12 protein-coding genes are annotated in these 13,910 nt (G+C 30.9%); 2 read left to right on the top strand and 10 right to left on the bottom strand.

Going from position 1 to position 13,910, the window contains the following annotated elements; genetic code table 11:
• Nucleotides 1-32: 32 nt before the first annotated feature.
• Entirely contained in the window at nucleotides 33-1,682 is a 1,650-nt protein-coding gene (locus tag AC0L5U_RS05635) for a sulfatase-like hydrolase/transferase (protein ID WP_473415137.1), read from the bottom strand.
• Nucleotides 1,683-1,876: 194 nt separating this feature from the next.
• Between AC0L5U_RS05635 and budA the strand changes: the two genes are divergently transcribed.
• Nucleotides 1,877-2,698 carry an acetolactate decarboxylase gene (gene budA, locus AC0L5U_RS05630; protein ID WP_473415135.1) on the top strand — a complete coding sequence of 274 codons (822 nt, stop codon included), beginning with the start codon at nucleotides 1,877-1,879 and terminating at the stop codon, nucleotides 2,696-2,698.
• On the opposite strand, the gene AC0L5U_RS05625 is transcribed toward budA, so the two are convergent.
• The 9 genes from AC0L5U_RS05625 to tsaD form a co-directional block, all read right to left on the bottom strand.
• On the bottom strand, nucleotides 2,699-3,055 hold the full coding sequence (locus tag AC0L5U_RS05625; protein WP_473415133.1) for a hypothetical protein: 357 nt from the start codon (nucleotides 3,053-3,055) through the stop codon (nucleotides 2,699-2,701).
• The gene (locus tag AC0L5U_RS05620) at nucleotides 3,052-3,648 is read right to left on the bottom strand and encodes a THUMP-like domain-containing protein (RefSeq protein ID WP_473416176.1); all 597 of its coding nucleotides are present in this window, start codon (nucleotides 3,646-3,648) and stop codon (nucleotides 3,052-3,054) included. Before AC0L5U_RS05620 ends, AC0L5U_RS05625 begins: the two co-directional genes overlap by 4 nt.
• 595 nt (nucleotides 3,649-4,243) lie before the next feature.
• Nucleotides 4,244-5,332 carry an AI-2E family transporter gene (locus AC0L5U_RS05615; protein WP_473415131.1) on the bottom strand — a complete coding sequence of 363 codons (1,089 nt, stop codon included), beginning with the start codon at nucleotides 5,330-5,332 and terminating at the stop codon, nucleotides 4,244-4,246.
• Nucleotides 5,333-5,353: 21 nt separating this feature from the next.
• Nucleotides 5,354-5,617, bottom strand: coding sequence for a TrmH family RNA methyltransferase (locus AC0L5U_RS05610; RefSeq protein WP_473416175.1), 264 nt, complete (start codon nucleotides 5,615-5,617; stop codon nucleotides 5,354-5,356).
• 17 nt (nucleotides 5,618-5,634) lie between these two features.
• Complete coding sequence (locus AC0L5U_RS05605) at nucleotides 5,635-5,853, bottom strand: TrmH family RNA methyltransferase (RefSeq protein WP_473415129.1); 219 nt, start codon at nucleotides 5,851-5,853, stop codon at nucleotides 5,635-5,637.
• 222 nt (nucleotides 5,854-6,075) lie between these two features.
• A complete protein-coding gene (locus AC0L5U_RS05600) occupies nucleotides 6,076-6,720 on the bottom strand; it encodes a DUF4159 domain-containing protein (protein WP_473415128.1) in 645 nt (214 codons plus the stop codon).
• Nucleotides 6,721-7,425 (bottom strand): 16S rRNA (uracil(1498)-N(3))-methyltransferase, encoded by a 705-nt coding sequence (locus AC0L5U_RS05595; RefSeq protein WP_473415127.1) that lies wholly within the window; start codon nucleotides 7,423-7,425, stop codon nucleotides 6,721-6,723.
• On the bottom strand, nucleotides 7,425-8,063 hold the full coding sequence (locus AC0L5U_RS05590; RefSeq protein ID WP_473415126.1) for a peptidylprolyl isomerase: 639 nt from the start codon (nucleotides 8,061-8,063) through the stop codon (nucleotides 7,425-7,427). Before AC0L5U_RS05590 ends, AC0L5U_RS05595 begins: the two co-directional genes overlap by 1 nt.
• A gap of 223 nt (nucleotides 8,064-8,286) precedes the next feature.
• The gene (gene tsaD / locus AC0L5U_RS05585; protein WP_473415125.1) at nucleotides 8,287-9,309 is read right to left on the bottom strand and encodes a tRNA (adenosine(37)-N6)-threonylcarbamoyltransferase complex transferase subunit TsaD; all 1,023 of its coding nucleotides are present in this window, start codon (nucleotides 9,307-9,309) and stop codon (nucleotides 8,287-8,289) included.
• Nucleotides 9,310-9,419: 110 nt separating this feature from the next.
• On the opposite strand from tsaD, the gene AC0L5U_RS05580 reads away from it, so the two are divergent.
• Nucleotides 9,420-13,910 (top strand): translocation/assembly module TamB domain-containing protein, encoded by a 4,491-nt coding sequence (locus AC0L5U_RS05580; protein ID WP_473415124.1) that lies wholly within the window; start codon nucleotides 9,420-9,422, stop codon nucleotides 13,908-13,910.

Raw genomic sequence — 13,910 nt, 5'->3', positions numbered from 1 at the left:
GGTTTATTTTTCATATTCTTATGTATATAATATTAGTATTTTTCTAGGGGAGCTACTTTGCTTATTATTGTTTTGGGCGCATCGTGTTCTTTAGTATGTAAATCATACTTTATAATTGTTCTTTTTAGCTCGTCTCTTTCTTTTCTGTGTGCCTCAGAAACCAAACTCCAATCTTTTATTTTAGGAAAACTTATTAAGTCCGAAGGTGTTTTGCTAACATCATACCAAACATTATTTCCATCTTTTAAAACCATATTACCCCTTACAATTTGGGTGTCTTTGTGATAAGCATATATCCAAGATCTGTGCGTTTCCTTCTTTGTTTTTAAAAACGGAATTAAACTTTCTCCATTCACTTCATAACTATCTGGAATTTTCACATCAGCTATATCTGCTATTGTAGGAAGCATATCAGACATATTTACCAATACATCTTGCAATCCTTTTTTTGTCATATTCATTCCTGGTGCATAAATGATTAAGGGTATATGAGTTCCTTTTTGTGATACAGGACTAGATTTTCCATAACCACTAGTACCATTGTCTGCACAAAAAATAAAAATGGAGTTATTTTCAATACCGAGTTCTTTTAATTTGTTCATGTATTGCCAAACTTGGTAATCCAAATAATTAACATGATAATGAATACCATCTTCTGTAATGGTTTTATTTGTATTGTAAACACCGTTGTCTCCTGTTATGTTTGGTTTTACTTTTGAGTATTTTGAACCATTCCAATTAATCTTTGGAGTCCCTGGCCACTTGTTTCCAGATTCAGGATGTAAAAAATCAAAAGCATCATGCCCTAGATGACTGGTGTGATATATAAAAAAGGGTTCATCGTTTTTTTGTTTTCTTTCCATGAATTCAAAAACAAAATTCAATTCTACGTCTGGACCAAAAGTATTTAAGCCAAATTCCTTTTTTGATTCCTCAGTATTAGGCCACCATTCTAAATTATTTTTTGCGTTTGGATGATTTAACAATTGTACATGAGGTTTCCAATACCAGCCAGATTGCACATAGCTTTTCTGTGTTAATGCTTTGTTTGTATCTGCATTATATATTTTCTTTTTGCCATTCATTTTTCTTGATTCCAGTCTAAAATCAGTAGTGTGGATAGCTTTGTTATATGAGCCTTCTCCGGGTGTAAAACAACCTTCATCAAAATTAAATCCACTAATATTCATTTGAGTTTTACCTGCCCAATATGTGGCATATCCACCTGCTTTAGCAATATGGGCAATTGTATGCGGGGAGCTATCGTATAAATCCCAAGTACTCTTTCCGTTTGGGGCTTTACCCTTATCTTTATTATGCCACCACTTATGTAAATGTGCATACCTGCCTGTCATCATCATAGCTCTGCTAGGTCCACAAACGGTAGCAGCCCAAGCAGTTTTAATGTAGCATCCTTCTTCTGCTAATTTATTTAAAACAGGAGTTTTTGCTCTATATTTATCATCTGAAGTATCTCCACCTTCCAAACCACCGCCTTTTGGTAAACTCCATACAGTAGAACCGTAAATGGGTAACTCCCGAGCGCTAATATCATCAGCGTAGAGTAAAATGATATTTGGTTTTTTTGTTTTTTCTTGAGTTTTAACTTCTTTAGAAAGTTTAGCAGAAGAATTGCAACTTTGAATTAATATTAAGAGTAAAATTATGGTAAGTCTTATCATTTTTAACCTTTCAGAATTATACACAAACTATGTGTTAGAGTCTAGGGTATTACTAATCTAAACAAATTAAATGGATATTTTTGTTTTTTTGACAATCACATGTTTAGTAATTAACAACAAATGTTCACATATTAAATTAATTAGTATTTTCTATTTATATTGATGTCTAAAATTAACTAGAGATTAACTTTAAAATGAAAAAAATCAACATACTAATCGTTGCAGCGGTATTAGTTTTTTCCTGTAAAACTAAAGAAACAGAAACTCATACTGATATTTCTTCTGAAAAGCTAAAAGACCAAAACAAACAATCTGAAATTAAATCTGATGGATTTTACCATTATTCCATTTGGTATGCTTTTGTAAACAGAGTTTTTGAAGGAGATATAACAGCTAAAACTCTAAAAACTAAAGGCGATATTGGTTTAGGATCTTATAATGCTTTGGACGGTGAGTTGATTATGTTAGATGGGGTTTTATATCAAGCAACGGAAGATGGTAAGGTGCAAACACCAGATGATAACATAAAAATAGCTTACGCAAACACTACTTTTTTTGATGCTGAAGATACTTTTGGGTTAAAAAATATCCCAAATTACAAGACACTTCGAGATAGCATTAACCAGCATATGCCTACCAAAAATATTTTTTACGCTTTTAAAATTCATGGTAACTTCAAGACAATGAAATGTGGAGGATTGCACAAACAAGAGTCGCCATTTGAAACAGGATTGGATGTTTTAATTCCTAATCGTCCTGTTTTTGAACGTGAGAACTTTTCTGGAACCATGGTTGGTTTTTTCTGCCCTGAATACATTGGTAATATTAATGTAGCAGCTTATCATTTGCACTTTGTATCTGATGACAAACAATTTGCGGGACATGTTATGGAGTTTGAAGCTACCGATTTAAAAGTTGAAGTAGATTATATTTACGAATATACTTTTGCATTACCAAAGACCGATGCTTACTTAAAAGGTAATTTTGAAAAGGAATTTCAGTATAAGAAGAAGTAATTAGTTGATAATCTCTTTTAATTTGTCATTTCTAAAGCAACGTTCTTCTCCAAGATATTTGGGGTTTCCATGTTTTTCTGACCAAAAACCTTCTAGAATATCTTTAGAAATACATTTGTAAACTACAACGCCTTTAAACGTTGTGTTTTCATCTTTGTAATTAAAGTTGATAACTAAAATATTGTCTTTAAAAAAACCAGAGCCAAATTGATTTTGAGTATTATTAATTAACCACTTTGCGTTTATTCTATTATTTTCATCCAAAGTTAAATGAAGTGTGCCCTTGTATGTATTTGACAGTTCATCTTGATTACTTCCAATAACAGAATATTGTCCTGTGAGTTCTTTAACCGTCATGGTTTTATGATTTTGTTAGTGATCAACACTATTTTTTGATGGTTTACACCTGTGGTAAAAAAGAGATAGATGTCTCCACCATCTTTAATTTTGAATTTCTTACGAATGTTTTGAACAGATTCTGGGAAATTTCTAGTTGTTATATTAGCTTTTTTAATTCTTAATCTATTGATTTCCTTTTTATTATAATTAATGGTATTTACAATTTTGAAAGTTCTTCCAGGGAAATCTACTAACGTTTCCGAAGTATATAAATGCGAATGTTGGTGTAGTTTGGAAACATTTAATTGTTTTGAAATTGTATTAAAAGCTCCAGATTTTAATATTGCAGCATTTGGTTCGTATAAATAGGTGAGTGGTACGCTATAATTGACTAAAGTATCTTTTTCATCATTTAAATAGAAGTTGAAATTTTCATTTTCAGTAGATTTTAAATTAACTGTTTTAATAGAAATGGAATCATTACAACCGTTTTCTAGAATCCATAATAATTCTTTAACTTCATTGTTTACGGCAACTACATGAATGGCTTTAACGTTTTTTAATTCATTAATACCTGAGGAAATATCCAATAAAGGCGATGTTTTTAGCATCACATTTTTGGAGTACTTGAATAATACACCTATATTTTCGGGAACATTGGGTAAGCAATCTTTTAGAAAAAACACTTTACCTTTAGTGTCATGGCGTCTGGAAGGATCAACATAAATCCAATCATAGGCCTCCCCTTCCTTTTAAATGCTCAATACCATCAGTAGTTACGGTTTTAATATTAGAAATTTGGAGTTGATTAAAATTATGATTTACTATTTCAGAAAGTGTATCATTTATTTCAGTATGAATTACAGAATCAAATCGTTTTGAAAAGTAAAAACAGTCTACTCCAAAACCGCCAGTAAGGTCGATAATGCGTTTTCCACTAATTAGTTCAGCTTTGTATTTTGCTGTAATCTCCGAAGAAGTTTGTTCAATATTTAGCTTATTTGGATAGTAAATATTTTCAGAATGAAACCAAGTCGGTAATTTTTTTTACACCTGTTTTTAGCTTCAATCTGTTCAATTATTTCAGAAGTTTTAACATTAGAAAAAGAAGTTCCTTTCAGAATAATAGAATTAATATCTGAATTTAAATTATTATTTATAAATTCTTGTATTTCAGTATTTAAAATATAATTATTCAAATGAAAACTATAAGTCTTTAGTCAGCTTTTTAACAATCTTGTTTTCGGATAAAAAGGCTTTAGAAATTACCTTAATTGCTGTGTAAGCTGGCACAGCAATTATTAGACCTATCACACCAAATAAAATTCCTGTAATTAATATTACTAAGAATATTTCCAGCGGATGAGACTTTACGCTTTTTGAGAAAATAATAGGCTGACTTCCAAAATTATCAACCAATTGGCCGATAACAAAAACTAGTAACACCCAAAGCGTTTTTGGTAAAATAACGTCACTAAAACTCTCGCCTAGATTACTTGTCATGGTTAATATCAACATTAATCCAGCACCAATTAAAGGACCAACATAAGGGATTAAATTTAATAGCGCACACAGAAAAGCAATTACAATTGGGTTTTCAACGCCAATAATTAAAAGTCCTATGGTATATATGATGAATAGTATTAGTATTTGAAAAATTAAGCCCACAAAATAGCGCGATAACAAGTCTTTTATTTTTGTAGAAGATGTTTTCCAATTAGATTCTTTTTGGTCTGGAATAAAAGTTAGAATACCATTTTCGAATAGTTTACTGTCTTTTAAAAAGAAAAAAGAAATGAATAACACCGAAAATAAACCAATACTAAAACTACCTAATCCACTAACTACAGAGTTTAAGAAATCGGGTATAAGTGAAAAATCTACTTTAGATAATAAATTAGATTCTTTTAAAGATTGCTCAACATCTATTTGATGTAAATCGAAATATGTGACGATTTCAGCATACAAGTTTTCAATATTCCCTTGTAATTCTTCAATATTTAAAAGTGATAGATTCTGTCCTTGTTTAATTATCAAGGGAATGAATAAGCCTACTAATCCAGCAAAGACGCCTAATAGAATTACAATTGTAACAACTACAGCAATTGTATTTTTGAATTTTAGTTTGCGTTCTAAAAATAAAACAATTGGTCTTCCTATTAAAGATATAACTGCTGCAATAGCAACGTAACCTATAACAGATTGTATTTGGTATAAAAAGTATAATAAAAGCGCAACGCCGCAAATAATACCGACTGCTTTTAAAATACCGTTAGAGATTGTGTTGGAATTCATGTTGTAAATATATAAAACACTTTACAACAATTGCTTTGTAATTTCGTAAAGTGCAATATTGGTAGCTTGTACAACATTCATACTGCTATTTTGCCCAAACATATCAATATGAATAACAGTATCTGATAGCTTTAAGATGTCTTCCGATACTCCAAAATTCTCATCGCCCATTACTAACACTATTGGTTTTTCTTTTGAAAATTTGAATTTATGAATAGGTTGGCTATTCTCAGTTATTTCCAATGAAATGATTTGGTAGTTTTTGGTTTTAAATTGATTTACAATTTCTAAAGCAGAAGGTTCTATCTGAAAATCAACTTTTTTTCAGTTGCTCTAGAGGTTTTGGCAACCTTTCTACCAATAGTAATGTTGTTTCCACAAAGTATTAGTTTTTCTATACCAAACGCATCTGCAATTCTAAATAAACTACCAATGTTTGGCGCATTTGTAACATTGTCACAAACTAATATGATTGGAAATTTTTGCTTTTTGAAGTTTGTTGTGTAGTGGGTAAGTTGCAATTTATAGATGCCATTTTGAATTATTAGAATTACATTTAACAGCTAGATGATTTGGCCAACAACCTAAACAACCACATGTATAATGATAACTATCAATTCCAGTTGTATAAGAATGATTATTGATTTCAGTCATAGTTTGAAAAACAAATGCTAGTGTTAAAATTAATGCTAGAATTTTGAATTTTATTGAGAATTTTTTCACGTTAATTTTAAGTTTTTAAATTAATTCTCAAAAGCATATTTCACAATATTAGCACCCATTTTAAGAGCTTTTTCTCTAACATCTTCGGGGTCATTATGCACTTCTGGGTCTTCCCAACCATCACCTAAATCGCTTTCAAAAGTAAATAGTAAAACCAATCTACTTTCGTGGAAAATACCAAAAGCTTGCGGACGCTTTCCATCATGTTCATGGATTTTTGGTAGGCCATTTGGGAATTTATAGGCAATATTAAAAATAGCATGACTTGTTGGTATCTCAGTTAGTTCTTTATTTGGAAATACTTTTTTTAATTCCTTTTTCAAATAAGGTGCCATTCCGTAATTATCGTCAATATGTAAAAAACCACCAGAAATTAAATAGTTTTTCAAGTTTTCAGCATCTCCTTCACTAAAAAAAACATTGCCGTGTCCTGTCATATGCACAAAAGGAAACTGAAATAGTTCAAGACTTCCTGTTTCAACAGTTTGGGGTTTGGGTGTTATTTTTGTTTTGATATTTTTATTACAAAACTCTATCAAGTTGGGTAAAGCTGTTGGGTTGCCATACCAATCGCCACCGCCTTTGTATTTTAAAACGGCTAATTCTTGCGCACTTAGGTTGATAATAATACCAGCAAAAATCAAAAACGAAATTATTTTTTTCATCTATTCATTTGTAAACGCTACCGAATGGCATGCAACAATGGCCGCAGTTTCGGTGCGTAATCTTGTGTTTCCCAAAGTTACGGGAATAAATTTATTTTCCAGAGCCATTTCAATTTCATTTAAACTAAAATCGCCTTCAGGACCAATTAAAACTGTTATATCGTTTTTTGGTTGTATTACATTTTTTAATGATGTTCTATTAGTCTCTTCGCAATGCGCGATAAATATATCGCCATTAATATCTTGATTTATAAAATCTTTAAACCGAATAGCTTCATTTAATTTTGGTAAATGGCATGATAAAGATTGTTTCATGGCAGACTGTAAGATACGCTCAAAACGCTCGGGTTTAATCACTTTACGTTCGCTATGATCGCAAATAATAGGAGTGATGCTGTCAACACCTATTTCGGTAGCTTTTTCTAAAAACCATTCGTAGCGGTCGTTCATTTTGGTAGGAGCAACTGCTAGATGTAAGTTATAGTTTCGCTTTGGTTGTAATTTTTTTGAAATGATGTTTGCAACACATTTGTTGATTCCAGCGACTGAAATTTCGGCAGTAAATAACCAGCCTTTACCATTAGTAATATACAATGCGTCTCCAATAGATTTACGTAAAACTTTTACAATATGTTTGCTTTCTTCTCTTGAAAAAGAAAAATCATTTGAAGTTTCGGTAATATCTGGACTGTAAAAAAGTTGCATTACTCTATAGGTTCAACAATTTTTAAAACTTTTATTTCTGAAATTTCTTTAGGCTCAAAAGTTTGCAGTACTAAATAATAACTATTTTTTGAAGGGATATCAATAGTGTAAATATCGTCAATGGCATGTTGTGCATCAATGATTGCATTTTCAAAATCTGGTTGCATATTTCCAGCTTCAAACCAACCTGTATCCCCTCCTTTATTGGCGTTTTTATCCATTGAGTATTGATTTGCTAAAACATTAAAAGGTGTACCATTGTTATACTTTTTTGTTAAATTATCTCGCAATTCATTAATGCTTTCTGTGGTGTATTTAGAGCCGTCTAAATAAATATAAGAGACTCTGTAATACGATTTACTATGCTTTTCTAAAATTTTGTAGAGTGTTTTGTCGTATTCAGTTTTAACTGATTTTACATTGCCTTTATCTAATTTAAATAAAGATTTAGCAAGTTGCGTTTTGTGCTTTTCTTCATTAAAAGTGAATATTTTGCTGTTGAACGCATATTTATCTTCAATAAATTGTTTTGCTTGTTCTTGGGTTTCAATTGAAGTTAAAACGTCTTCTGCATTGTTTTGGGCGGTTAATACAATTGAAGATAATGATAAAATGTAAATAAGTAGGAGTTTTTTCATGTTGATTAAAATTAAGATTTTTCAAATTTAATTTTTTAACCAACTGAGAAATTTTAGAATGCAATAAGTTTTTAAGAATTTGTTGTTTACAACTTTGTTTTGAGTTTTGCCTTACATCTCCCTTAATCCCCTCTAGAAAGAGGGGATTAATGGGTGTGTCGTTTTGTTAAAAAAATAAATATTTTGTTTACGACTTATTTTGGCTGTGAACTACGACTTTATTTTAAATCTTCAATCTAGCCGAGGCCATCACATCCTGCTCAGCAAAATCGCCTTCTAAAAACTTTAAATATCCAACAATAGCTATCATAGCAGCATTATCAGTAGTATATTCAAATTTTGGAACGTAGGTTGTCCAACCAAATTTTTGTTCGCCATCTTTTAATGCTTGTCTAATTCCAGAATTTGCCGAAACTCCACCACCAATAGCGATATGGTTAATACCAGTTTCCTTTGCGGCTTTTTTCAACTTATCTATTAAAATACCAATAATGGTGTATTGAATAGAGGCACAAATATCATTTAAATGTTCAGCTATAAAATTAGGATTCGCTTTTACTTCCTTTTGAATAAAATAAAGAATAGCTGTTTTTAAACCAGAAAAGCTGAAATTCAATCCATCAACCCGTGGTTTTGTAAACGAAAACGCTTTTGGGTTCCCTAAATTTGCACGTTTATCAATTTCTGGGCCAGCGGGATAGCCTAAACCTAAAATCTTTCCACTTTTATCAAAGGCTTCTCCAACGGCGTCGTCTATGGTTTCGCCAATTACTTTCATTTCAAAATAATTATCAACCCTAACAATTTGCGTATGTCCACCAGAAATAGTCATCGCCAAAAAGGGAAAGGGTGGTTTGTTAAACCCTTCTTCTTCAATGAAATGTGCTAGAATATGGGCTTGCATATGGTTCACGTCTATCAACGGGATATTTAAACCATAAGCCAAAGATTTCGCAAAAGAGGTGCCTACCAACAAGCTCCCCATTAAACCCGGACCTCTGGTAAAAGACACAGCGTGCAATTGTTTTTTGCTAATTCCTGCTTTTTCTAAAGCTTGATGTACTACTGGAACTATATTTTGTTGGTGTGCTCTGGATGCTAATTCGGGCACAACACCACCATATTCCTCATGTATTTTTTGACTCGCTACAACATTGCTTAAAACTTTGCCGTTGTGTATTAAAGAAGCAGAGGTGTCATCACAAGACGACTCAATTCCAAGGATAAAAATATTTTGTTCTCTCATTACTAAATATTAGGCACAATAATTGTTAATTTTGGAAACAAGAAAACAACCGTTTCCTTAACAAAATTCGTAAATACAAAACTAGGCATTATTTAGTTTCTAAATTGTGAATGGTTTGTGTTTATAATATTCATTTTTTACAATACAAACGCGCTATCAAAAAAGCACTTAAAATACTATTAAAAATTGTGGCTATCATTTTGCTACTGTTTGTTATTTTGGTGCTAACACTATCTATTCCAGCTGTACAAACTCGTTTAGGTAAATATGCTACAAAACGTCTTAATGAAGATTTTAAAACCAATATTAATATAGAAAAAGTTGGTTTACAATTTAACGGCGATGTAGAGCTTAAAAATATTTACATTGAAGATTTTAAGCAAGACACACTTATTAGTATCAAAGAACTGAACACCTCAATATTAAGTTTTCCAAATTTAGCTAACGGACAATTGGTTTTTGGAGATATTGATATTATGGATTTGGTATTTCATATTAAAACCTACAAAGGTTATAAGGACACAAACCTAGATATATTCGTCGAAAAACTAGAGGGCGATAATCCAACCAAGGGTAGCGGTACTTTTTTATTATCATCAAGCGATGTTTCTATTTATGATGGCATATTCATGTTGTCAGATGAAAATAAGGAAACTTCAAAAATTCTAAATTTTCATGATTTAAATATTAATGCTACAAACTTTTTAATTAGTGGAAGTGATGTGAGTGCTAGAATTAACAAATTAGCTTTTGTGGATAGCCGTGGTGTTGTTGTAAAAAATATGATGACAAATTTCAAGTACACTAGAACAAACATGGTTTTTGATAACTTGCAAATCAATACCACGAATTCAGTTTTAAAAGGAAATTTGAAGTTTCTCTACAAAAGAGAAGATTTGCAATATTTTGTAGATAAAGTTAAAGTAGAGGCTTCATTCAAAGATTCTAATGTGCTTTTGGATGAATTAAACACGTTTTATAACGAATTTGGACGAAATCAATATGCCAAATTTAATGTTAATGTATCGGGAACATTAAATGATTTACATGCTGAAAATTTAGAACTTAATACTAGTAGAAATACAAAGGTTTATGGCGATTTGGATTTTAAAAACTTATTTAGTAAAGCTACTGATGATTTTTCTATGGATGGAGAGTTTAGAAACTTAACATCTACTTATCGAGATTTAAAAGCTTTACTGCCAAATGTTTTGGGAGCTTCAATTCCATCATCTTTTGACAGATTAGGGCAATTCAAAATTAAAGGGAATTCTCACGTTACTGCCTCTAAAGTAAAAGCAGGTATAACTATCGATACAGATTTAGGTTTTATAGATTCTAATTTAGGCATCACAAAAATAAATGATATCGATAATGCCAAATATGAAGGTAAAATTATACTTGAAGAATTTGATTTAGGAACTTTTCTTGAAGACCCTAAAGTTGGCACAGTAACTGCAAATATTGATGTAAATGGTCGTGGTTTTGTTGCAGAAACTATTGATACAGAGGTTACAGGAGATGTATTTCAATTGGTTTTTAACAACTATAATTATCAAAAAACAAAAGTATCAGGAAAAATTAAGAATGGAATTTTTGATGGTATTTTAGTTGTGAACGATAGAAATTTAAGGTTGAATTTTAATGGCTTACTAGATTATTCAGGTGCTATAAATAAGTATGATTTTGAAGCTAAAGTTGATTATGCCAATTTAAATGCATTAAACTTTGTGAAGAAAGACAGTATTTCAATTTTTAGAAGTACTGTTAATATGAATATGAATAGCAGTAGTTTAGATGATGCTTATGGAAAAATAACGTTTAGAAACACATCCTATAAAAATGAAAACGACACCTATAATTTTAAACGATTTAAGGTTGAATCTCGTTTTGAAGGTAAAACACGATTTATAGAAATTGATTCTCCTGAAATTATTGAAGGTGGTATTAGTGGCGAGTTTGTAGTTAATGATTTGATAAAGCTTGTTGAAAATTCGTTGGGAGATATTTATACCAATTACATTCCTTATGAAGTTGCAGATGGTCAAAATATAAACTTCAATTTCAAAATTTATAACAAAATCATAGAAGTGTTTTATCCAGAAATAGAATTAGGTAAAAATACGTTTATACGAGGTAGAGTTGAGAGCGATGCAGAACGATTTAGGTTGACTTTTAAATCTCCAGAAATAAAATATCTTAATAATTTTGCAAAACAAATAGAACTTCAAGTAGATAATAATAACCCTGTATTTAATACTTATGTAGAAGTTGATAGTATTAATACGAAATATTACAACACTTCAAAATTCAATCTAATTAATGTTACAGTAAATGATACACTTTTTATGCGCTCTGAATTTACAGGAGGTAAGCGTAATAATGATAAATTTAATCTTAGTTTTTATCATACAATTAATGAAGATAATAATTCTGTTATAGGTTTCAAAACTTCCGATCTTACCGTTAAAAACTTCAAATGGTATATAAACGGTGATGATGATAAAAATAACAAAATAGCCTTTAATAAAGATTTGAGCTATATAGATATTGATAAATTAAAACTAAATCACGGAAGAGAGGAAGTAAGGCTTTCTGGGTTCTTAAAGGATTCTACAGAAAAAGATTTAAAGTTAAATTTTAAAAACGTTCGACTTTCAAAAATCACACCCGATGTTGATAGTTTATTGCTCACAGGAAATGTAAATGGAAAGTTAGATATTCTCCAAAAAAACGGGAGTTACTTACCAAATTCTAAAATTGTTGTGAATGATTTTCGAGTTAATAAATTTCTACTAGGCGATTTTAAAGCAAATATTATTGGTAATGAAGATTTAACAAATTACAACGTTGACGTAAGTATTGATAATGATACCGAAAAAACATTTAATGCAGTTGGCGATATTACTGTAAAAGGGAAAAATGCTACTATGGATGTAGCTTTAACTTTGGATAAATTGAATCTTGTTCCTTTAAATCCATCGCTGGTTGATGTTTTATCAAATATTAGAGGAGAAGTTACAGGAAAAGCAAATATTATTGGTAGTGTAAATAGACCAGATATTAATGGCGAATTACGTTTGGATAATTCAGGATTTACTATTCCATATTTAAATGTAGATTATCAATTTAATGATCGTGCGCAAGTTGGTTTAGAAAACCAGAGTTTTATATTTAAAAATATAGAATTAACTGACACCAAGCACAGATCCAAAGGTGAATTAAACGGGAAACTTAGTCATGTAAACCTATCAGATTGGAGTTTAGATTTAGGTATAAATACCAAGCGCTTACTTGTCTTAGATACTAAAGAAACAGAAGAGTCTTTATATTACGGTACTGGTTTTGTTGGAGGTACTGCAAATATTTATGGTCCTACAGAAGAGCTAGTAATTAGTGTGGTTGGAGAAACAAAGCGCGGTACAGTTTTTAAAATTCCATTAAACGATACTGAATCTTTTGGAGATAATTCATTCATTCGTTTTATAACTCCAGAACAAAAATTAGCACGTGAGAAAGGGGAGGTTTTTGTATTCGAAGAAATTAAAGGTTTGGAATTAGATTTTGATTTAGATGTTACTCAAGATGCCGAAGTAGAAATCATCATCAATAAAGAAACAGGACACGCCTTAAAAGGTCGAGGAGTGGGTGGTTTATTAGTTGAGATTAACACGAATGGGAAATTTAATATGTGGGGAGATTTCTCAGTATTTGAAGGGGTTTATAATTTTGCCTACGGAGGTTTATTTCAAAAACAATTTATTGTACAGCCTGGTGGTACTATTGCATGGGAAGGTGATCCATTAAAAGCTCAAATAAATATGCTGGCTACCTATAAAACACAAGCTAATCCTTCTCCTTTGTTAGATAATCCTATTAATAGAAGTATTCCTGTTGAGTTAAATATTAATATAGTAGGAGATTTAGAGCAGCCTAAACCAGAATTTAGTTTTGATTTCCCCAATGTAAATTCAACTATAAAATCTGAGTTAAATTATAGATTAGAATCTACAGATGATAAACAAAACCAAGCTCTGTATTTGGTGTCAACAGGTTCTTTTTCTAGAGGTTTAAACGATTTAAATTTCTCGGGAACTATCGCAGAACGTTTAAATGGTATTGTAAATGGTATTTTTTCTAGTGAAAACGGGAAATTCAATTTGAATCCTTATTACGAAGCTGGACAAAATCGCCCAGATTATCAAACTGATGACAGAGTTGGTTTAACATTTCAAACACAATTAAATGATCGTGTGTTTTTTAATGGAAAAGTAGGAGTGCCTGTAGGTGGAGCAGGAGAAACTCAAACAGTTGTAGCGGGAGATTTAGAAGTTAATTTTCTATTAAATGATGAAGGAACACTAACTGCAAAAGTTTTTAATAGAGAAAATAGTATTCGTAATTTTGGGGACAATATAAGTTATACACAAGGCGTAGGAATCTCGTATAATGTAGATTTTGATACCTTTCAAGAACTTATTCGCAGTTTATTCAAGAAAAAGGAAGATACTGTTGAAGTTATAGTACCAGAAACAAAAGAAGAAACTGAAGAATCTTTGCCTGATTTTATTTCTATTAAATCATCTAAAAAGGATAATTAG

It is taken from the genome of Jejuia sp. G7-7 (assembly GCF_055808955.1).
The sequence above is the reverse complement of the archived record's forward strand: the minus strand, read 5'-3'. Positions and strand labels throughout refer to the sequence as shown.